Source organism: Paenibacillus sp. PAMC21692, assembly GCF_014303795.1.
Taxonomy (GTDB): Bacteria; Bacillota; Bacilli; order Paenibacillales; family Paenibacillaceae; genus Pristimantibacillus; species Pristimantibacillus agaridevorans.
In genome coordinates this window covers 3,894,837-3,916,546 of sequence record NZ_CP060293.1, presented here as the reverse complement: position 1 = coordinate 3,916,546, position 21,710 = coordinate 3,894,837, and the positions used below count along the sequence as shown (strand labels likewise).

12 protein-coding genes are annotated in these 21,710 nt (G+C 53.1%); 2 read left to right on the top strand and 10 right to left on the bottom strand.

Going from position 1 to position 21,710, the window contains the following annotated elements; all coding sequences use genetic code 11:
* Nucleotides 1-136: 136 nt before the first annotated feature.
* Complete coding sequence (locus H7F31_RS15445) at nt 137-4,462, top strand: cadherin-like beta sandwich domain-containing protein (RefSeq protein WP_187104908.1); 4,326 nt, start codon at nt 137-139, stop codon at nt 4,460-4,462.
* Between the two features lie 64 nt (nt 4,463-4,526).
* On the opposite strand, the gene H7F31_RS15440 is transcribed toward H7F31_RS15445, so the two are convergent.
* Nucleotides 4,527-9,545: a cadherin-like beta sandwich domain-containing protein gene (locus tag H7F31_RS15440; protein WP_187104907.1), complete on the bottom strand. Its 5,019-nt coding sequence runs from the start codon at nt 9,543-9,545 to the stop codon at nt 4,527-4,529.
* A gap of 440 nt (nt 9,546-9,985) precedes the next feature.
* Between H7F31_RS15440 and H7F31_RS15435 the strand changes: the two genes are divergently transcribed.
* Nucleotides 9,986-11,014, top strand: a complete 1,029-nt coding sequence (locus H7F31_RS15435) for an S-layer homology domain-containing protein (RefSeq protein ID WP_187104906.1) — start codon at nt 9,986-9,988, stop codon at nt 11,012-11,014.
* A 125-nt stretch (nt 11,015-11,139) separates the two neighbouring features.
* Here the strand turns inward: H7F31_RS15435 and H7F31_RS15430 are convergent, their stop codons facing one another.
* The 9 genes from H7F31_RS15430 to H7F31_RS15390 all read right to left on the bottom strand — a co-directional run bounded on the left by H7F31_RS15430 (nt 11,140) and on the right by H7F31_RS15390 (nt 21,475).
* A complete protein-coding gene (locus H7F31_RS15430) occupies nt 11,140-12,285 on the bottom strand; it encodes a hypothetical protein (protein WP_187104905.1) in 1,146 nt (381 codons plus the stop codon).
* 91 nt (nt 12,286-12,376) lie between these two features.
* Entirely contained in the window at nt 12,377-14,485 is a 2,109-nt protein-coding gene (locus H7F31_RS15425; protein ID WP_187104904.1) for a hypothetical protein, read from the bottom strand.
* Between the two features lie 78 nt (nt 14,486-14,563).
* The gene (locus H7F31_RS15420) at nt 14,564-15,724 is read right to left on the bottom strand and encodes an acyltransferase domain-containing protein (protein ID WP_187104903.1); all 1,161 of its coding nucleotides are present in this window, start codon (nt 15,722-15,724) and stop codon (nt 14,564-14,566) included.
* Complete coding sequence (locus tag H7F31_RS15415) at nt 15,721-17,112, bottom strand: polysaccharide deacetylase family protein (RefSeq protein WP_187104902.1); 1,392 nt, start codon at nt 17,110-17,112, stop codon at nt 15,721-15,723. The genes H7F31_RS15420 and H7F31_RS15415 overlap by 4 nt, the downstream gene beginning before the upstream one ends.
* A 38-nt stretch (nt 17,113-17,150) precedes the next feature.
* Nucleotides 17,151-17,504 carry a DUF4091 domain-containing protein gene (locus H7F31_RS15410; protein WP_187105375.1) on the bottom strand — a complete coding sequence of 118 codons (354 nt, stop codon included), beginning with the start codon at nt 17,502-17,504 and terminating at the stop codon, nt 17,151-17,153.
* A 22-nt stretch (nt 17,505-17,526) separates the two neighbouring features.
* On the bottom strand, nt 17,527-18,471 hold the full coding sequence (locus H7F31_RS15405; RefSeq protein WP_187104901.1) for a 1-phosphofructokinase family hexose kinase: 945 nt from the start codon (nt 18,469-18,471) through the stop codon (nt 17,527-17,529).
* 46 nt (nt 18,472-18,517) lie between these two features.
* A complete protein-coding gene (gene fba / locus H7F31_RS15400) occupies nt 18,518-19,372 on the bottom strand; it encodes a class II fructose-1,6-bisphosphate aldolase (RefSeq protein ID WP_187104900.1) in 855 nt (284 codons plus the stop codon).
* 19 nt (nt 19,373-19,391) lie between these two features.
* A complete protein-coding gene (locus tag H7F31_RS15395) occupies nt 19,392-20,420 on the bottom strand; it encodes an ROK family protein (protein ID WP_187104899.1) in 1,029 nt (342 codons plus the stop codon).
* Nucleotides 20,420-21,475, bottom strand: coding sequence for an SIS domain-containing protein (locus tag H7F31_RS15390; RefSeq protein ID WP_397374699.1), 1,056 nt, complete (start codon nt 21,473-21,475; stop codon nt 20,420-20,422). Before H7F31_RS15390 ends, H7F31_RS15395 begins: the two co-directional genes overlap by 1 nt.
* Nucleotides 21,476-21,710: the final 235 nt, after the last annotated feature.

The following is a 21,710-nucleotide window of genomic DNA, read 5'->3' as shown; positions in this document are numbered from 1 at the left end:
GTATAACTTTTTTATCTTCCGGAATTATACTGATCTCGCATCTACGCTAATCGTCATGACAAGAGAGGAGGAAAAAGCAAACATCAAGCAGCGTAATACAAGCTCAATACCATCATTCCAAGGAGGCCAAAAAGAAATGCCGCAACGTTCGAGCAAGACCCTGATCCGGATCCCTGCCCATAAGCTCATAGCCGGCTTGATCGCATTACTATTGATGTTAAGCGTAATAACGATCATTCAGACGGTCGAAGCAGATGAGTTTCCAGCTGACGAATGCACCGATTCGGATGAGGCGTGGCTGTTCTGCGACGATTTCGAAGAAGACCGTTCCGCCCATTATCGCATCCCGTATCAATCTTCTCCTGGCAAGCTGTACCTTCAGGAAAACAAAGGACTTGGCGAATCCTCGACCGCCCTCACTTCCGAGTTCTCGGGAACTCCGAGCGTCGGCAAGCTGAGCTTGGCATTCGGCAAAACGCCTAACCCGTCAACCTATAAGCCCGTCGGGGATCCTGATGAGGCATATAAGGAAATTTTTTGGCGAACTTACGTCAAAAACGATGAAAACTGGACATCGGGGGAAGGAGGGACATTTGCAACATTTTATGCATACGGAACAAATAATCTCATCCTTGCAAAAGTCGAGCTCCGATATTCCTACGGACGACTTTACGCCGATCTGCATCCTGCCTTGCTCGATGGAAACGGAAATCCTACGGGCTTTGCCTCAAGTCCGATATCCATCCTTCCAACTACCCAACCCGCCATGAAGATTCTTGGGCAAGATGCGCAATATGTAGGGAAGTGGAATCGGGTAGAAGTTCGAATCAAACAAAACGATCCAGGTCAAAGCAATGGAGCTTTCCAGCTTTGGGTCAACAATTCGACGGAAATTAGTAAAACCGACTTGAATTGGCTCGGATCGTCGCAGGAATACGGGTTTAATGTAGTAGATCTGAGCAATCAATTAGGCGGTTCGAACATTCCCTTGCAATACCGCTATCATGACAATATGGTATTAAGTACGGAGCGTATCGGCACGGCATCCGAAACCTTGGAACCTACGCCAACTCCTTCCCCTTCGCCGACGCCAACAGCAACACCGACCGTGAATCAGCATCTTCAGAATTTGACGCTCGACTCCGGAACGTTAATTCCGGCTTTCGCAGCCGACAAAACTTCTTATACCGTTGAACTGCCGGCCACTGTGGCAAGCCTTGGCATAACGGCAGACGTTGCGCCGGGAGGCGCCATCACGATCAACGGTCAATCATCCGCCAGCGGTCAAGCCGTATACGTCCCGGTCAGCCTGAATCATAACAAGGTTACGGTTATTGCCACCGCTCAAGACGGAGTAACGGCCAGAACGTATACAATTGACATCAAACGCCCTTCTGTCGTCAATGAATGCTCCAATCCTCTGCAAGGCTGGTTATTCTGCGATACGTTCGAAACAAATAAATTGTCAACTTATTATGATTACTTTTCCCGATGGGGCCGCTTCGATATTGGGGGCAAAGGAATCGAAAGCTCCAAGGGCATGGTTTCCTATTACGGCTTCTATCCCGCCGATCGACTCGGCAACACTCTGTATCCGCCGCATGGCACATGGCTAAAGCTCGCAGTCGGCAAAACTCCGAACAACACCGTCTACAAACCTGTAGGCGATGTCAGCACAGCAGAACGAGAAATCCACTTGCGGTTTCTAACCCGGAGCAATACGCTTGTCCAGGGTACCGATTCCATAAACAGGGGACCTTTGGCCCGCGTATATGGCTACGGCCCCGACAACGTGCCGATTATGCAGATCGAGGTCGGTCATCCCGATGCAACCGGCGCCCTTGTATCCAAATTGAGTACGGGACAATTTAATACAAATGGCGATCCGACCGGCGTCCAGGAAACGGCCGAGCTTGTCGGGACAAATCCCGTGATGCGGCCGGATCAGGCAGGTTCATGGCGCGTCATCGAAATTCACGCAAAGCTCAATGATCCGGGTCAATCTAACGGCGTGTATGAACTATGGATTGACGGCGTGCTGGAGACCAGCAAAACCGATTTAAACTGGACGGGCACCTATACCGATTACGGCATAAACGTTGTGGAGTTGTACAATACGAACAATGCGGTCGACGGTCCGTTAGGCGACGATAATGAATACCGGGTATTCGACAATCTGGTAGTCAGCCGAGAACCGATCGGTGCTCCGGGAGCAGTAACCGGCGTTAATGCCAGCCTTAAAATGCTTTCCAAAAGCGCAGGCAAGCTGTCGCCTTACTTCCAATCCAATGTTTTGAACTATACGCTTACCGTGGATCAAAATGTTGCAAGCGCGGAGATAACCCCTGTTCTTGATGATGCAGAAGCAACGATGAAAGTTAACGGCGTCACGCATGCAAGCCTTACTCCAATCACCATAACAGGAGCGAATCCGCTCTCTATTGAAGTGACTTCCAAAAACGGAACAATCAAAAAAACATATAAAGTCAACTTAAAGGAAGCTGCTCCATTCATCGTTAACGAATGCAGCAACATGCAATCCGACTGGTTATTCTGCGACGATTACGAGATTAATCGGATGAATCAATATTTTGAATGGACCAAACAAAGTCAATTTTATCGCACGACCGAAGTCGGCTTGGACGGTTCTTCCGGGATGAAAGCGGAGTTCAGGCAATCGGATGGCGCCCAGCATGACACAGGAGCAATCAAGGTTGCTTTTGGACGAACGCCCTCCTCCTATTTCAAGTCCGTTGCGGCGCAGAATGAAGATTTACGCGAAGTATACTTCCGTTTCTACATCAAACACGAGGAAGGCTGGACAGGCGGCGGCGGGGATAAGCTGGCGCGCCTAAGCTCTATGCAAACCTCCAATTGGGCGCAAGCCATCAGCGCCCATGTCTGGAGCGGCTACTCCGCCAACAAAAACTTCTTATTGGCTGAACCTGCCCGTGGAACTGACGTAGCGGGCAATCTTAAGTCAACGGGATGGAATGATCAACAAAATATGACTTGGTTAGGAAGCCAATCGTCGCAAACGCCTATCTTCGACGAGCAATATGTCGGATCTTGGTACGCAGTAGAAACGCGCGTCAAACTTAACGATCCAGGACAATCCAACGGCATTTTCCAAATATGGATCGACGACGAGCTGCAGATGAGCTTCACCGATCTGAATTGGATTGGCTCTTATCAGATTGGTCCGGGCAAAGGTTATGGTCTCAACTGGCTTGCTCTCGAGAATTACTGGAACATAGGCTCCCCCCAAGATCAAGAGCGATACTTCGATAACTTCGTTGTCAGTCGTTCGAAGATCGGTCTTGCGTCAGAAGCAACCGAGGAAATCATCCCAAGCGGCTCACTGGCCGTTGATGAATCGGCGACGCAAGTCGGGGAAAGCGTCGAGTTGACAATCTCTTCCGCTCATGTCGCTCCTTTCACGGTTGCGGACGTCATTGTCCATTACGATCCTCAAAAGCTGGAATTCGCGACGGAGACAAGCGGCAGCATCGTCTCGCTGGCGGGTTCAGCCCTTGAATCGCTGCTTCCGAATTTCAACATCATCAGCGCCGTCAAGGAAAGCCAAGGCAAGATCAGAGTAATCCTTACTACGGCAGGCGAGTCCAATGCCGCGAGCGGCTCCATTCCGCTCTTCAAGCTTTCTGGCAAAGTAAAAAATGACGCCGCGGCAGGCAGCACAACCGTCTCGCTTTCGGACTTCAAGCTAGCCATGAACGGGACTGGCGAAACGTTGAACGCGACTGACGCTTTGGTTAACATTACGATCGCTAATACGGATAAAGCTGACTTGATCGCTCGTATTGCAGTTGCGCAGTCTACAATGGGCTCTGCCGTTATCGGTTCGCAGCCTGGACAATATCCAGCGGCATCCAAAACCGCTCTGGAAGCTGCCATTCAAGCAGCAACAATGGTACGCAACAACGCTGCGGCAACTCAGACTGAGGTCAATCATGCTGTCTCGGCACTGAATTCGGCAATCCTTGCATTCACGAACTCGGTCATTTCCAGCGTTCCTACGGACTTCTCTGCTTTACAAGCAGCAATCTCCTTGGCGGAGAGCAAATTCAACGCCGCGATCGAAGGCTCGAAGCTCGGCCAGTACGCCCCTGGCTCGAAAACTGTTCTATCGAATGCCATTAACGCCGCTAAATCTGTACGGGGGAATAGTTCAGCGACGCAAGCGCAAGTCAACCAGGCTGTCTTGTCGTTGAATGCGGCACGCGAAACATTTGCGGCAACGTTTATCTCATTAACGTCTGGAGCGACGCAGATTAGCATCTATGATTTGTCCATCATGGCGCGCTACTTCGGAACAACAGACGCGGATAACGAATGGTCCGAGATTGCGATTGCGGACGTACTTGATCAAGGAGAAATTACGATAGAAGCGCTTGCTGCCGTAGCGCAGATGATTCTGGCAGACTGGTTGCAAAACGAATAAAAACGCAAAAAACCGCCGAATTGTACATTCGGCGGTTTTTTATTGGCAAAAGATTCTCCTTTATTTAGTCCGCAAGCCAGTCGTCCAAGATCATTTGCGCGACGGCTGCCAGTACCTCAATCGTAATTTCGCCTTGACCCAACAGATCCGCCTTTTCGATTTCCGTCCAATTCGCATCGGTGCTTTTGGCTCCGAAGTACTTCGCGATAATCGACAAGTCATGGATCGTAATTCTCCCAGCATTGGGAGTTAAAGTGATCATCGTTGACGAGAATGCCGCAGACGCTTGATTTAGCGCCGCTGCCGCTTGATCGACTTGAACCTGGCTCGAAGAAGCGTTATCTCGAACAGCTTTGGCTGCGTTTATGGCTGTTTGCAAGGCGGCTTTCGAAGCTGGTGCATATTGACCGATCTTGCTGCCCTCTACCGACTTGGCATACTTGCTTTCCGCTGCGGTAATCGCAGCGTTCAAGGCGGTGAGATTGGCAGACACAGAGCCGTTGACCGAGCTTGTGAAGGTGCTTAATGCCGCATTCAGAGCAATAACCGCGTTGTCAATATCCGTTTGCGCAGCCGTTGCGTTTTCGAGCACGGCAGTTGCCGATTGGATAGCGGCAGACAATGCGTTCACGCTGCTTTGCGGATATTGTCCCGGCTGGCTGCCCACGACCGCAGCATTTCGTGTTTGTTGAACGTTAGCTATGAGGGTGCTCAAAGCCGCTTTGTTCGATTGCACGACTTGGATACTTAAAGACGCGTCGGATACGTCCAGCAATGTACCCTCTCCGTTCATCGATATTTCGAAATCCGACAGCGACACGGCAGTACTGCCCGTTTCCGCCGTATTTTTTACTGTGCCGTGTAATTTAATGATTGGGCGACTTCCGTTAACCGCGTTTTGTTCGCCTGCAGCCATCATGATCACCCGAATTTCTCCTTGGTTTTGCTTGACTGCACTTGCAATCGAAAAATTCGGGAGCAGGGATTCGATCGCGGAATCCGCCAAAACGACACTATTTCCGTTCGTTTCCGTTGCGAATTCCAGCTTCTGCGGATCATAGTTCACGATAAAGTCCGCTACCGTGAATGCATCGTCAAGATCTTCCACGCTTACGGTCATTTCGATATTCTCGCTAGCCAGCTTAACGTCGCTATCGCCGGACAGGAGCGCGATAGGCTTGTCCGTTGCTTCTGCCGTCGCTAATCCGATCTTGGAACGGCTGATGACGAAGTTGTCGAAGTAACGTTCCTGATCTTGCGGAGTACCTGCATTCCAGTAGTTCTCGAGCGCGAGCCAGTTGAGGCCGTAGCCCTTGCCCGGTCCAATCTCGTACGAGCCGATCCAGTTCAAATCGGTACGGTTCATCTGCAGCTTGTCATCGATCCACACCTGGAAGATGCCGTTGGACTGTCCCGGATCGTTCAGCTTGACGCGCGTCTCCACCGAATACCACTCCCCGACGTGATTCTCGTCGTAAATTGGCGTCTCGGAGGCCTGCCCTCCAAACCAATACAGATTCGCCCAATCGTTCCACTTCGTCGACAACAGAGTTCCACTTGCGTCCGTCCCCCGGGCCGGCTCCGCCACCAGCAAATTTTTCCCTGCATTGTTGCCGCTCCAGACATGGGCGATCATCGATTGCGCCCAGTTCGCCGACTGCATGGAGCTGAGCCGAGCCAGCTTATCGCCTCCCCCGCCAATCCAGCCTTCCTGATGTTTGACGTAGAAGCGGAAGTAGACCTCGGTCAGATCTTCGTTCTCCGCTGCAACCGGATCCATATAGGAAGTAGGCGTCCGGCCAAATGCAACTTTAATGGCTCCCGTGTCATGTTCCGCACCGTCCGCTTGACGGAACTCGGCCTTCATGCCGGAAGATCCGCTAAGACCGACATCGCTTGTCCGGTAGAACTGGCTTCGACTCGTGCGTTCGAAATATTGATCCATACGATCAACTTCGTAGTCGTCGCAGAACAGCCAATCCGCATGCGCCGCGGAGCATTCATTCACCTCGAAGGGAGCGGCCTGCGCCAGCGTAACGGTGTAGGCCTTGGAGGTGCTGCCGTCCCTTGCCGTCACTTTAATAACGGCCTGAGCCGCGCCGCTTAACGTAAAGGCATTGCCCGACGGAAGCGCCTCGTCGTTTACTTTCACCGTCGCCTGTTCATCAGCCGCGACCGGCGTGATGTCGACGCTGGTTGCTCCATGCTCCAGCGTCAACGTGTAGGTCGTCGCATTAGCCTGGAAGTGAGGCGACAGCTTGCCGACGCTCGCGGTAATATTGCTCAGATTGGCATTGATCTGGCTGACCGCGCCCGGAGCGCCGATTGGGGATCTGCTCAATACCATATTGTCGAACGCACGGTACTCTAAGTCCCCGCCCGGTACGCCCGGCTGATTGTTCGTATTGTATAGCTCTACTGCGTTTATCCCGTAATCGGTGTAGGAGCCGACCCAGTCCAGATCGGTTTTGCTGGCCTCAAGCTGGCCGTCAATCCGAAGCTCATACACCCCGTTGGATTGTCCCGGATCATTAAGTCTGGCATGAATCTCGATTAACCGCCATTGCCCTGCCTCGCCAGGATGCATGATCGGTTCGGTGCCGGATATTACGGCAGCCTCCGTCGTACCGGTCGGCAATCCTTCCTGATCGAATTGTCCCCGAAGCAGCTCCGATACCAACACGCCTGACGAATCGGGATAATTGACGTTAATCTGCATAATCGGAATGCCGTCCGGACCATAACCGTACACTCTCGCAAGAGGTCCGTTGCTAATCGCCGTATTTCCCTCTGCTATCGTATTGTTGCGGACATAGAATCGCCAATACAGCTCTTTTTCAATCTTTTCGGGATCTCCCGCCGGCTTGTAGTAGGACGGATCAGGGGTTTTGCCGAAGGCAAGTTTCATCCACGTCCCATAAGGGCCTATAACCCCCGTATCGGCAGAGTAGTTTCCGTAATAAGAAACCATTCCCGTGGAGCCTTCAATGCCTTTTCCTTCACGTTGAAACCGCCCCCATCGCTTAAAGTAGTCGTAGTATTTATCCAATCTATCGCTCTCGAAATCATCGCAGAAAATCCAGCCCTCGCGCGGGAAGCCGCATTCCGCAACGACCGAAGGCCGCTTGATCGATATGGTGTACGTCTTGGCGGTCACCCCGTCCATTGCGGTAACCACGATGTTAACCTTCGTGGCGTTCACTCCTACGGGAACGGTAACCGCAGCTTTGTTGGATAACGAAGCTCCGTTGACCTGGATGGTTGCCGTGTTTTGTTCCGTTGTCGGTGTAATGTCCAGACTCGTTGCGCCAGCGGGCAATTCGAGCGTGTAATTGCTTATTTCCTTCGAGAAGGTCGGACTTAACGTCCCCGTATTAACGGTCAGCGCGCTTAGATTCGCGTTATTGCCCGACAAACCCGCAGCAAGTTCTTCCGGAACTTCTCGCATGATCTGCACATTGTCGTACCACAAATTCCATGGATGATCGGCATTGACTCTTGAGTAATCGCCTAGAGAGACGTACTTGAATTCATCCGAGTTCAATACATTGCGGTTTGTCACATTAGTCGCGTATAACCGAAGCTCGCCGTCGATCCAGACGATGTACTCTCCATCCCTGTTTCCGTTGGAATTGTATTTCATGAACGCTTTGAAGGAATGCCACTGATTCGTTTGAGGAACGAAAGTGTCCGTAGAGTAGCGGATATTTACCAGACTGTCGATGTGATTGCCATTATAACCGATGGTAGTCTGGGTATCGTTATTTAAATCGGTGCCCTTCCCATAAGATACTTCAATGAGCTTGTTGGTCGTGTACTCCAATCCGAATGTGGTATTGGCAACGCCATCTGCCCCATTGGGATTAAGGCCGTCTTTACCGAACAGTTTCAGGAACTTGCTTCCGCCTTTGGTGCTCGGATCATTGTCGACAGGAGAATCGAGTTTGAAGTCAAAGCTTACGAACACCTGATTGAGATCGTAGTTTGAAACGTCGTTCCTCAGCATCACCACCTGCTCGGGTGTCGTATATTGTACCTTGGCGGCATGAGATCCGTTTTTGCCTCCGACAGGATCAATAACAACAGCCGAATGCACTTCCCCCCATCCGTGATTTCTTGGTGAGTCGGTGTACGAATCAAAGTTGTCTTCGAAGACGAGGTTCGAAGGGGGGCCAGCCTCTAAGTTCACGGACTCAATAAAATCGCTGCTAAGCACGATATTGTCGTAATGACGCGATTGCAAGGGCACATTTTGAACAGAAACGTAATTCGAAAATTCCACGACATTAAAACCGTAGTCCGCGTATGAACCAATCCAATTCATATTCGTTTTGTTCGTTTCCATGTCTCCATCGATCCATACCTGATAAACTCCGTTGCTTTGTCCAGGGTCATTCAGTTTAATATGGACTTGCACCTCATGCCATGTTTGATTGGAGACTCCTGCCCCCAATATCTTGGAAGCGGTTGTCGTATAGGACGAAGAGTCCAATCCAACGGGATTGCCGTTCTCATCAAACTTAGCACCGTAAAGAAACGCGTACAATGTACCCGAGGAGTACTCTACGGATGCTTTCGCGATTACTAGATTATTAGGACCATACGCATAGAAGTTCAAAAAACGTCCGTTCTCGCCGCCGGCCCATGTTTCATCGTTCTTCACGTAAGTGCGAAAATAAAAATCTTTTACGACTTCATCGGGATTCCCTACCGGGTTATAAGTCAGGGCATTCGGTGTTTTGCCAAAGGCTAGACTCAGATTGCCGGCAGTTGGATAACTTCCTTGAAAATTGGCTGTCAGACCTTTGGACTCCCCCAATCCGGTACCATCTTCTCTAAATAATTTGGCCGAGGTCTGATGAATGTAATACTGATTGAATCGATCCTGTTCGAAATCGTCGCAAAATATCCACGCCGCTTGAGAATTGGTGCACTCCTCTGCCGGAAGTTCCTCCACATAGGATTCCGCTTCGACCGTCGGGTAGATCGGGATGAGGCTCAGCATTAACAGTAAGACAAGAAAACGGACTAAAAGTTTGGATGAATGAAGCCTGCGAAGTGAATTCGCAACGTTGTGTTCCATTGTTATACCTCCCTTAATAATAGATTCCGGTGTTGCATGCCGACGCGAGAATCTTATGCGCTGTACTCCATCCCTCCTTCGTTTCTGAATGTGGCGGTTACATCCAAGCGATGCTCACTCTGCTCTTGCGACTGACAACGGTAGGCGAGATCAGTATAGGTCACCCGAATGGAAAATTGTATAAACCATTTGTGTGTTGGATTAACCGATTAGGACAAAATTCACTTTTTTGTACAAATCAATACTAAAATGCTCCCTGCAGCCAAAGGATGGCGACTATCGTTTCACCTTGTCTATTGCAACTTAAGCGACAGAGTCAAATCCGTTCTCAACGGTTAACGAAACGCAATATCGGTTTGTTTCGCCCCCCTTTTAATAGCTTTATACTGGTCTCACAAGCGCGCAACCCGTATCCCCCACTCAGAAAGGACGATTCCGCAATGCTCTTAACCCGAAAACTGATTATATTGGCTTGCATCCTTCTACTGGCTTCCCCCTCCTTCGCTCGCGCAGATCAAGTCACAACCCTCCAGATGAACTATGTCGATGACGGACACAGACTGAAGCTGTCCGTCAAGGCCGGCGGGGCAGTCGATCTCTACGCGTACGATCTTAAGCTGTCGTTCGACGCCGACAACTGGAAGCTGATCCATTCTTCAAGCGACATACAAGGATTCTCGGTACCCTCCAAGATTGAGGGCAACCTACTCCGGTTTGCGCACACGCAGATTGGAAGCGCCCCAGGCAAGAATGGCGATGTAAGATTGGCCTCCTTTGTATTCGAGCGAATTGCCGACGGCGTTTCGACATTCGAATTGCGGGAAGCCAAGCTTGTTAATTCCAAAATCGACTCCAAGCACTACACCCCGAACCTGATCTTTAGCGTCAAGAAGGCAACAAACCCGCTTCCCCTGCTAACGGATATGAAAGGACATTGGGCGGAAAGTTTGGTTAGAGAAGCAGCCATCCTTGGCATTGTAAACGGATACGCGGACGGCACCTTCCGCCCCAAGCAACAGGTGACGCGCGCCGAATTTGCCGTCATGCTTATGCGCGCTCTGAACATAGCGGCTGTAGAAACACCTGTCGCGGATAAGACGTTTGCGGACGGCAACGTTATTCCGACATGGGCCAAAGGATATGCAGTTGCCGGACAACGCGCGGGACTTCTGCAAGGTTACGGAGACGGAACCTTCCGGCCCTGGCGCAACATCTCGCGTATAGAGCTCGCCGAGCTGACCGTCCGCTCCCTCGACACCGCCTACAAGTCAACCCCGGCGACAACCATGAATGATTACGATGCGATCCCCATCTGGGGACAAGCAGCCGCTAACGCCGCTGTCGCATCAGGGCTGATGAAAGGCAAAGGCAGCCATATGTTCGAGCCTAACAGCTATACAAGCAGAGCTGAAGCCGTTACGGTCGTCATGCGACTGCTGCGAATTCATCTGCAATATGAAGAGGGTTGAACACGAGGAGCCATACAAGCGAACGCTGCTCCCCGAACTCTCTGACAAATCAACAAGGGTTGTCCCATAGTCATCGCTAGATGACTGATGTGACAACCCTTGTTCCAGCTTACGCCATCATTCCGTCATGCAACGCCGGCATCATCAATCGTTACAATCCATTCCGACATTTTGCCGGTTGCTTCATTCCATGCCCAAGCGGTAACGATTATAACCGTTCCTGCGGTCGAGGCTGTATCTCCGTTATCCAAGAATGAGAAACCAGGCGTATCCGGCCAAATTATCTGTGTTCCGTTAGCCATACTGATTCCGGCGGATAGCAGATGCCATGCAAACACCCGGCTATTAAGCGCAGAAGCATTTGCATAGGTCACTTGCGAATACGCATGAGGTATCGTTAACGATTGCGATATTTTTGCCGTTGCCGCACCGTTGGCAAACGTGTACTCCACGTTTGCCGGAAGGGACGGGTACAAGCCCTCCTCAGCAAACCCGCTAATATCAAATGTACCCTTTCCATCATTGGCGCCGCTTAATACGATATTGCTTATGGTTACGCCAGGCTGGTTTGTGGTAATGGCTGTAACCTCACCGCCACTAAACCCGGTCGTTTCAAACGGAACACCGGTTTGCCCGGCGGCGATAGGGTTGCCATTGTTAATGCTGGTAACGGATTGAGCGGGGGTGTATGCGGAAACAAGCGACCCCATTCTCCCGCTATCACGGACAAATACACCCGCGCGCCAATCGCTATTCGCATTCGCCTGCGTTAATGTCGTCCCGCGCTGAGTCAGGCTATCGGGGCTGGGGCCGGACCAAAACTCCATATCTCCATTGGCGTTATTTCTCCTAAATACACCATAGTTGTCAGAGGGGACCGAGTAATCGATTGTGCGTAACGCAGAGCCGGATATAGCCCAGTTCGCCATGGCAAAAATCCGCGCATTCGTCGAGTTAATCAGAATTTGATATCCGTTGCCAGTAGATGGATTGGCAAGCACAAACCCTTGGGAAGACGATCCGACAGTCGAGAAAAAACCCTCTGCCGAAATCGTAGCGCTGGTAAGCGCGGTATCATCCAACAGTATGATATTTACCCCGGACGTGCCGGCATTAAAATTTCTGAATGCGTTTTGCGAAACCCTTGCGGGAGATCCCTTTAAGGTGTACCCGGCAGGAAATGCGGGATTAGAGTTCGCCGGTCCCCATGCGTCCTGCGTCCCACTATCTGAAAATATGGAAAAAAGCAGCGACCGTTTTAATTCCGCCATTACTTCAGGCCTCCAGTATTGTTAAGGATTGCGATATTTTTGTCATTGGCGCGCTTAATACGATTTTGCTTATGTTACTGCGGGGGATAGATTAAGTGGGGGTATATGCGGAAACAAGCGCCCCCATTCTCCCGCCGTCACGGACAAATACACCCGCGCGCCAATCGGTATTCGCGTTCGCCTGCGTAAATGTCGTCCCGCGCTGAGTCAGGCTGCCTGGGCTGGCGCCGGCCCAAAACTCCATATCTCCATTGAAGTTATTTCTCCTAAATACACCATAGTTGTCAGAGGGGACCGAGTAATCGATTGTGCGCAGCGCAGAGCCGGATATAGCCCAGTTCGCCATGGCAAAAATCCGCGTATTCGTGGAGTTAATCAGGATTTGATATCCGTTGCCAGTAGATGGATTAGCAAGCACAAACCCTTGGGAAGACGATCCGACAGTCGAGAAAAAACCCTCTGCCGAAATCGTTGTGCCGGTAAGCGCCGTATCATCCAACAGTATAATATTTACCCCTGACGTGCCGGCATTAAAATTTCTGAACGCGTTTTGCGAAACCCTTGCGGGAGATCCCTTTAAGGTATACCCGGCAGGAAATGCAGGATTAGAGTTCGTCGGTCCCCATGGGTTTTGCGTCCCACTATCTGAAAATATGGAAAACAGCAGCGACCGCTTTAATTCTGCAGGCTTCCAGTATTGTTTTCCGCTAAGCCCTCGATCCCCGTTAGTTAATCGGCCATTGGTATCTATCAGGCTGGAAACGGCCGCCAAATGGTTGCCTTGAACGGTGTACTTTCCTATAGGCGGGGTACTGCTTTGTATTAGTCCTTGAGTGGCGCCTTCCTGATTCTGGAATGCGCAATCTCTAATATAACTCCAACTTCCGGTTTGCCCCTGTCCGTATGCGCCAACACGCCCGCCACGCGTTGTGGAGCGAATGAGATGGTTTACGCTTACGGCAATACCGGACCCCGAGCCTTTGTTCAACTGGTAGGCCATCCCTCCATTGCCATTGTAGTAGCAGTTTTCAACCACATTTATCGCATGAAGAGGCTCGCCGTAACCGCTTGTAAAAAGATCGACAAATGCCGCCGAAGGCTCGATATGATAATCCGGGTTATCAAAAACACAGTCCGTAATGTGCGTATGCCTGTTTTGTGCTTTGGGGAATATAAGTGACCTGCTTAACTGCTTATTCCCTTCTGTAAATACGGCCTCGCACTTATCCACCAAAAGATAATCGACACAATATATCTCACAAAAATGCGTAGTTGAATTATAAAAAGTACAACTCAGTATCGACAACGAGTCCCGATAATGTTGTGCAATGCCATTGGAGAAAATAAAGCTTTGATTATCCGAGTCGCCCTCCAGTATTAAGTTTTCGCAATCCACTTCCCACAAAACAACTCGGTTTTTTATGCCGTCAATGGTTATCATTCCGCTTTTAGTAATTATTTTGTCCACCATGCGAATACCGCTGCCTATAAACGTATCGCTGGATGATATCAAAATCTTAAATGAAAACTCTGCAACCTCGCCAGGATAAGCAATCATATTAATGGCATTAAATGCAGGGTTTGTCACATACTCCGAGCCTGCGTATCTCCCGCCGCGGCAAACAAGAACCTTGCCTTTCGACGGCCCAACGGTCGAAGCGCCCTGAAATGTGTCTGCCCACGATGCAGCATTTTCCGGCGAAAGTCCATCGCCTGTACCAAGTCCGGTAGGGTGCGTAAACCAGTGATAACCATAGTCGCAATGGATTTTAAAGTTGTGCGCAACCTGATCGGTTTGTGAAAATGCATAAGCCAGGAATGAGATATGGCCAATCTCAGGGTCTGGTATTGATACGTTTAGCGCCTTCTTATTCGGCACATAGTCGCCAAAAGCATCGAAAGTGAATGATGCGCCTATAGTTGTTCCGGCAGGGTAATCGCCGTCAAGCTTTCCATGGTAGGGGCGCAAACCGAACATGGGCCTAAATGGGTATTCCCATAGCATGCCGGGATAAGCAACAGAGTGGTGCATGACCGCCGGGGTGTCTGCTCCAATGCGCGGGCATTGAAGCCTTAGCGGTAAAACCGCCTCGCTCTCGCGGTAATCTTCCGGCCATTCATACTCTGGCGGCATGGGCAGATAAATGCCCTTGCGGATATTGTTCTGCGCCCACTGGCTAAGACGGATCGAACGCGCCATTACTTAGCCACCCGTTCAAAGGCCATTCTGCTCTTGTTTGGTAGATTCATAAATACACACCTTTACGATAGGATATAATTATTTGCATCCAACTGGGTCGATCAACCTGAGCCCGCCGCCGCCGCGCAGCCGCTGACCGTTTGCCGCGAAGGCGATGATTGCCTTTCGCAAGCCGGTGTCGCTTCTGGCCGTCGCCGGGTCGAGCGTGTCCGTTCCGAATACGCGGATATAAGTCTCCCGTTCGTCGGACAACACCGGGAACAAGTGGAGCATTCGCTGGAACGCCGTAATATTCGAAGTTGCGGGCACGATGTCCGCAAGCTGCGAGTCGAGCAGCCAGGAGACGCAGACGAACGCTTTGATCGGCTTCTCAGGGAAATAGCTGTCGAAAAAAGCGATCGCTCTCCTCATCGATTCCTCGCAAGCCTCGGGCAGCAGCGGCTCTCCCTCCGGGATATGCATATCCAGCACGGGATCCCCGCGGCGGAACGCCATCTGCCAATCTGCGGCGGACAAACGAATCAGCCCTTGTGAAGCCAAGCCGGTCGGAATCATCGGATAACCGGCGAAACCTCCGTCGTCTTGATGAAATCCTGACGTCCAGCACCGCTTCGCCTCATATATCCCGTTCGTGCCGTTGACCAATCCGTCGCTTCGGTATTGGACGCCCGGCTCCGAGAACAGCAGCGTGCGGCCGGACTCGCGATGGCTCATAACAATAATGTCGTGATCCGACATATTGTGCGCGAATTGCAGACGTCCCAGCCGGAAGAGCCTTCCTCCGAGATGATGGAGCAGCCAGGTCAAGTTATCCAGTCCCCATACGCCATGCTCCGCATGGTAGCGGTTCATCCAGATGAGCAGATCGCTCATCGTTTCGGCGAGTACGCTCTCTTGAATCCCTTTCGATCGGTAAAACCGAATCGTCCATGGCAGCAAGCTGGCGACGACAAGCACCGCAAATAATCCGGATCGCTCCTTCAAAATCCCCCTTACCTTATCGCTCCTGCCATCTGCCAATGCAGGCAATCCTTGTACCGCTTCGCTAAACGCAGTCTCATTCATGTCGGTCAGTGCGTGTACGCCAAGGACGCCTTGCCGTAACAGGTCTATCAAGACGTCGTCCTTCCTTACAATCGCCGCAGCCTCAAGTACTGAAGTAAGAGGCGTTTCTGACAGACCAAGCAGGCGGTTCGCCTCCAGAATGGAGCCCTCGGACAACAAACCCATCACCGTCATAAGGAACCTCCCGATGGACTCGTGAATATAGCGGGTTTGATCGTCCACGTCTGCCGACGGGACTGCGCCACAATATTCGGCACCTGCAAATGATCGGGGAAGATGCACCAATATTTCGCCCACTCGCCGTCACTCGCGGAGTGTTCGACCGACCGAAGCCGTCCGTGCCGCGGCATCACGAGATCATCCGGTCCAAGCCCGTCGCGAATAATAGCCGCCAGCGTGCAGGTCATTGATGCGGGACTCAGCTTCGTCCCGCCAGCTTCAAAGCAGTCCGGCAGTTGCGGATACCCGCATACATCGGGCAGCGGCGCGGCAATCGCCGCTATGATATCCCTCACGCGTATCGCGGCATTAGCGGGAACTTCCTCGCAATCGCGTTCCGGACCATAGATCAGCTCCGGTACCGCCTGATCCAAGCCAAGCGCGATTTGGCGGAAAACGGAGAACAGCTCGCCTGCCGACAGATTCAAATCGCCGTTCATCCAATACCGAAGCTCGCTTCCCATTCGCTCTGCGATGGTTGCGACCTCTCTTGCGGAAAGCGGCCGGCTCGCCGTTCTCTCCAGATCAATAATATCCTCCGTCGTAGCGTACGAAACATTGGGCTTCGTAAGGGTATAGTCGACCAATTGCGCTACGCGGTCCAAATACATGCGCATATGCCCTTCCGGCCGGAAACGCGGCTTCACCCAATGCTCGGGGGGCGGATTGCTTCCGCCAGAGAAGTTGACCGCATCCCAGAACTCCTCGAACACAAACTCCGTAGGATGATAGAAGATGCTGATAAAACCGACTTCTTCATTCCGTTGCTTCTCGCAGAGCCGGTCGAACGTTTCCATCGCTTTCGGCAATGCCCCCTCCGCGAGCGGCATAACCATCAGCCCTTCAAGCGATGCCAGATGCAGCAGTCCGCCGTACCAGAACGGCCTGCCGTCCATCGTCACCTGATCGTGGCCGTCCAGGTAAGCCGATACGCCCCAGCGGCGAAGCGCGGGGAATACTTGCGGCGCCCAAGCCTGCCCGGGCTGGCCATAGCAACGCACCGGCCGTCCGGTAATTCGCTCCAGATCATCGAAGCCTCCGCCCTCGCGTCTCGCGAATTCCTCCGCGCCTTCGCGGAAGCCACGCGGCTCCAAATATTCGGTCACGACGGGATGCACGCTATGCCAGTCCGTATGGTAACCGATCTCGTGACGCTTCAGTTTGGCGATAATGTCGGCCCTTCCATTCCTGTCCAGCACCCGGATTTTTTCGCCTACCAATTTGAAGATGCCCGTAACGCCCCTCTCGTCCAGCAAATCCAGAAGCCCGAGCAGCGCGTCTTCGGACTCCGGATTGATGAAGTCCTCCACGTCAAACCAGAACAACACCTTGATAAGCCCCATCTTGCAGTCTCCTTTCTCGGGCAGAGCACGACTATGACTTACTTGCCTTCCCGATGCTCCGCAATCGCTCTGTTGATTCTCTCTCTTGCCGCAAGCAGCCAGCCTGCATCCTCCGGATAACTCTTGAAGGTCAGTTCACCCTCCAAATCGACCTCCAGCAGCCCAACCGTCGCCTCGCGTCCGATTAGGGACTCCAGACTTTGCAGCGCGCGCAAATCCTGAAGCTCCTCGAACAGCACTTCCAGCCGAATCGACTCGATCGGACCATCCGGTCCCGGATAGACGAGGAAGGCGTCCCCTGAAGGAAACGCATGGCCCTCGTCCGTCACGCGGAACGGGTCAATCGCGCCGGCGGAATATTGCCTATACCAGAAGTTATAACCCCAATGCAGGAAACCGGCCTTATGCCCCCTTCTAGTCGACCGTCCATGGTTCTACCTTGACTTGCTCCAGTAACGCGGCCATCAGATCCGCGCTTACATCCCCTGTCATCGGCGACAATGCGTTGGCGCTTCCTGCTGCGGCACCGTAGCGCAAACATTCCGCGGACGGCCAGCCACGTACGCAGCCGTAGGCGTAACCCGCAACGAATGCGTCGCCGCTTCCGACCGCATTGACCGTCTTCAGCATGGGCAGACCTACCTTGTAGAACTTCCCTTTCGACCCTGCAACCGCTCCAGCCGAACCGAGCGTAATGGCGGCATTCGTAATGCCCCTTTCCATTAATACCGATAACCCTCGAAGAACATCGCCGCGCTCCTCGCCCGGGAGCAACGCGTTTATCTCTTCCTCGTTAGGCTTGACGAAGTCCGGCTTCCCGTCTAGGCCCAGCAGCAGAGCTTCGCCGCTCGTATCCAGAAATGCCAAAGCGCCTTCTTCGCGCGCAATTCCGATCAATTCCGCATACCAGTCGGCGGGTACGCCGCGCGGCAAGCTCCCCGCGAATATAACGAGGGCAGCCTCCCTGCTTAACAGTCGAAGCGTCTGTCGCAACTCCGACAACTGCTCCTCGCCTACCTCGATTCCCTGCTCCAGCACTTCCGTCGAGGAGCCGTCGCTCTGGTCAATAACGTTCATGCAGATGCGGGATTCTCCATGCGCCTCGACAAATGCGGCTCGTATTCCTGCTTCGACGATCCGTTCGGCAATGTACATGCCGTTGTATCCCGCCGTAAATCCCGTTGCCGCCACGTTCTCATGGCCCAGCTGTCTCAATACCCGGGCTACGTTCAGTCCTTTGCCGCCAGCGGTGGAGATCGTTCGAACAGCCCTTGCTCCGCCCCCTTTGGACCAAGCGGGAACATAATAGGTTTTATCGATCGAAGCGTTTAGCGTAACCGTAACAATCATGGATTGCATGAAATCAGCCGCCTTCTTATTAACTGCCTTGCAAATGACACCTGACTCAAGCCTTGCCCGTGGACCCGCACAAATGGATCTTCTCCATGGCGACCGCTTTGAGAGCCTGTTTGGCCGGCACCATATATTTTCTCGGATCGTTTTCATCCGGGTGCTCCGCGAAGACGGATTTGATCGCATCGGAGAACACGATTCGCAGCTCCGTAGCCACGTTCATCTTGGACATGCCGAGCGATACCGCTCTTCTCACTTGCGCGTCAGGAATGCCGGATCCGCCGTGCAGAACTAGCGGGATCTCGACTTTGGCGGCAATTCGCCCAATACGGTCGAAGTCGATTTTGGGATCTCCCTTGTAGATGCCATGGGCCGTTCCGATAGCCGGAGCAAGCGTATGGACGCCGGTCCGTTCCACGAATGCGGCGCATTCGTCCGGGTCAGCCAGCAAGGCGTCGCGTTCGTCGACGACGATGTCATCTTCCACTCCGCCAACACGGCCCAATTCCGCTTCGACGTTGACGCCGACCGCCGCCGCCGCTTCCACGACTTTGCTCGTCGCCTCCACGTTGCGTTCGAACGGCTCATGTGACGCATCGATCATAACCGACGTATAACCCGCGCGGATACATTGCATAATGATGCCGAAGTCCGAGCAATGATCGAGATGAAGCGCGATCGGCACCGAGCTTCGGCGGGCCGCCGTCTTCGCCGCCGCGGCAATGTAATCCGCTCCCAGATGTTTGACCGTGCCGACGGTGGATTGAATAATAAGGGGCGAGCGAAGCTCCTCCGCCGCTTCCACGACGGCTTGCAGCATCTCAAGGGTGTGAACATTAAACGCCCCGATGCAATAACCGCCATCGCGCGCATCCCTAAGGAGCGTAGTGGATGATACTAAAGTCATGTGTGGTTCCTCCCTGATTTCACTTCGCAAGCAGCCGTTCGCGCGCATACAAGGCGCTCCCGATAATGCCGGCGTCATCGTTGTGTTCGGCCGCGACCACCTGCAGCCCCTCGCGGAATTCCGGCAAGAGGCGGTCCAACAATTCTCTTCGCAACGGAGACAGCAGCCGCTCTCCCGCAAGCGCGCCGCCTCCGCCGATAATGACAATGTCCGGACTGAGCACCGCTGCCGCAGCGGCAAGCGCACGGCCGGTCAGTTCTCCGGCCGAGACGATAATCTCCCTCGCGAGTTCATCGCCTTCGTCCATCGCCCGCGACAGATCGGCACCGGTCAATCGGGCAAGCTCCGGGCCGGGGAACCATTGCCGCAGCACGCTTGGACGGCCCTGCTCCAGCAGCCTCCTCGCTCGACGCAGCATGCCGGACGCCGACGCGAACGTCTCGAGACAGCCGCTTAATCCGCAAGCGCAAACTTCGTCCACGCCTTCCATCCGGACGTGGCCGATTTCCCCGGCCATCGCCTTGTGGCCGTACAGCAGCTTGCCATCGCTTACCGCGGCGGAAGCAATACCCGTCCCGATCGTCATGCCGAGCACATGCCGGTACCCTCGGCCCGCCCCCGCCACGGCTTCGCCGTACACGTACAGCTTCACGTCGTTGTCCACGCGTACGGCAATGCCTGCACGCTGCTCAAGCTCGGCGGCTACGTGAATATTCCGCCATCCCAGATTGCCGGCGTTTCTCGATATTCCCGTCTCCGGTTCAATAAGCCCCGGGACGCCGATGCCAACCGCCGCAATCGCTCCGCGCAGGCCGCACTCCGCTTGTATCTCCTCGATCATCGAGGCAATTCGGTCCAATACGGCGTCCGGCCCCGAGTGCGCCTCCGTCGGCAGCTTCCGCTTGCCGATGACCCGGCCTGCAGCGTCAACGGCTCCGCAAACGATATTGGTCCCCCCCACGTCTATGCCGATCGTGAAAGTTTGATCCCCTGCCGAGGTTCCGTCATTACCGCCATCCTCGTTCCGGGTTCGTTCCCGCTCGCGCATCAGATGGTAACCACCTGCGTCAAATTTCGGGGATGATCGGGGTCGACGCCGCATTTCAACGCAAAATAAAACCCGATATATTGCAGCAGCGGCAAATATAAAACCGCCCGCGCTTCATCGGAGAGCAACGCCGCTCCGATCTCGAACACTTCGTCGGCAAAAGCGGTATCGCCCCCCTTAGCTGCTGTCAACAGAAGGATGGAAGCGCCGTAACCTTTCATTTCTTCGGCCACCTTCAGCTCATAGGCGCGCGTTTGCTCGGATACGAGCAGGCAGACCAGGGTGCCGGGCTCTACAATCGATTTGGGACCATGGCGGAACTCCAGCGTCCCGTAACTTTCCGTCCAGACGTAAGCCATCTCCTTGAGTTTAAGACAAGCCTCCTGCGTTACGCCGTAATAAGCGCCCATTCCCAAATAAATAAACTTATCGAACCGGTTCTCCTCGGCCAGCTTCGCAGCAAACGTCCCGCTGCGCTGCACGATGTCCGCCGCCAGCTCCTTGACGGTCTCCATCTGGCCGAGATAACCCGCCCCCGCAACCAGTGCAATTGCGGCCTGCATCATAAACGTCATGCTGCTAAACGACTTCGTCATTACTGTACTCGCCTCTTGCCCGAGCGGCGAGACCAAACATTTCGTCATCGTTCCCAGTCTGCTGGACGGATAACAAGTTATGCCGCAAGTTGTCCAGCCCTCCAGCTCCTTCACCGATTCGAGCGCCATGATTACTTCCGACGATTCGCCGGAACGGGAAACGCCAACCAGCAATATGCGGCCTGCACCCGCTACCGACTGCTTCCGGAGCAACAAAATGTCCGATGACGGCAGGGCTACTGACCTCCTGCCAAGCCATAACCGAGTCGAAACAGCCATGATCATCGCCTGGTAATACGACGAACCTGAACCGATGAAGATGATCTCGTCGAAGCTTTCGTTTCCGATATAAGCTGAAACCCAATCTTTCTGCCCCTGCAATCTCGTCCAGGCAGCGGCAATCGCTTCCGCCTGTCCCCCGATTTCCGGGAGCGTAATCTTCCCCTTTTGCACGTCAATCAGCCTCCCGTTTGCGTATTCCCTTCCATCATAGAACGCCGCCTCCCCCTCCGAAATAAACGAATCGTTACACAAGCTTACCGTCGTTATCCGATTTCGCTCCTGATCTACCTCACGCACTCGTGCAAGGCAGCATCTAAAGTAAATATTCGTTCGCCCATGTCGCCATCGGTTTGGCTTCCATGGCAGCGGACGGCCTCCCATTTCAACGAACGCAAATATTCGGTACAAAAAA